Annotated in this window: 2 protein-coding genes; both read right to left on the bottom strand. The window is 75.0% G+C overall.

Annotated elements, in window-relative coordinates; genetic code table 11:
- On the bottom strand, positions 1-856 hold an 856-nt coding region (locus ACY45C_RS12795; RefSeq protein ID WP_462187845.1), incomplete at its 3' end, for an amidohydrolase family protein.
- 79 nt (positions 857-935) lie between these two features.
- The coding region (locus ACY45C_RS12790) for an Lrp/AsnC family transcriptional regulator (RefSeq protein WP_462187844.1) at positions 936-1,252 on the bottom strand (317 nt) is incomplete at its 5' end.

The following is a 1,252-nucleotide window of genomic DNA, read 5'->3' as shown; positions in this document are numbered from 1 at the left end:
CGAGGGAGCCGTCGACGAAGGCGTCGCCGCCCCAGGCGGTGCCGAGTTCGACGGCGGTGGCGATGTCTCCGGCCCAGTAGCCGACGATGTCGGGCCCGGGGACGGTGCGGGCGTGGGCGAGCAGGCCGGCGAGGTCGTCGGCGCAGGAGATGTCGGGTCCGGCCATCTCGTGCAGGGCGACGATGCCGAGGGCGGCGGCGCGGGTGCGGGTGGTGTTCCAGGCGTCGCGGCGCCCGGTGGGGGTCAGGGTGGCGTCGGCGGTCCGGCGGGCGAGGTGGTGGGCGTGGCCGGTGACGGTGCCGTCGGGGTGCCAGCCGGGGTGGTGGGGGGCACCGGAGGCGGCGGCGAGCGCGGAGGAGATCACCGCGCTGTGGCCGTCGACGCGGGCGAGGTAGACGTGGGCGCCGTCGGCGGCGCGGTCGAGGTCGGTGGCGGTGAGCGGGCGTGGGTCGTCGGCCCAGGTGGTCTCGTCCCAGCCGGTGGCGAACAGGGTGGTGGCGGGGCGGCGGTGGGCGTGGGCGGTGAGGGCGGTGAGGGCGGCGGCGCGGGTGGGGGTGCCGGTGAGGTCGAGGCCGGAGAGGGCCAGGCCGGTGGCGGTGGTGTGGACGTGGGCGTCGACGAAGGCGGGGGTGATCAGGGCGTCGTCGAGGTCGATGACGGTGTCAGCGCCGAGGCGGGTGGCGGCGGCGTCGCAGCCGACCCAGGCGATGGTGTCGCCGTCGGTGAGCATCGCGGTGGCGAACGGGTCGGCCGGGGTGTGGATGAGCCCGCCCCGGTACAGGATGGTGCGGGCGGGTCGGGGGGCGTCGTCGGTCACGGTGGTGAGTCTGCCGCGCTGGATGTGACGCGGATCCATCTGTTCGATCCGGGTAGTGGCCGTGCCCTGAGGCGGTGAGCGGCGGCCGGTCCGGTCCGGGGGGCGGTCCGGGGGGTGTTCACAGGGCGGGGGGGCGTCCTTCGTAGGGGGTGGAGAGCACGACCATGGTGCGGGTGGAGACGTTCGCGGCGGCGCGGATCTGCTGCAGCAGCGTCTCGAGGTCGCCGGGGGTGGCGACCCGCACCTTGAGCAGGTAGCTCTCGTCGCCGGCGACGCTGTGGCAGGCCTCGATCTCGACGATGTGGGCGAGCCGGTCGGCGGCGTCGTCGGGTTGGCTCGGGTCGATCGGTGTGATCGAGATGAAGGCGGTCAGGGGGAGGCCGATCTGGGCGGGGTCGACGAGCGCCGTGTAGGAGGCGATCACTCCACGCTGTT

This window comes from Frankia sp. CcWB2 (assembly GCF_977927585.1).
Note: the sequence above shows the minus strand (reverse complement) of the source record. Positions and strands in the feature narration are given on the sequence as shown.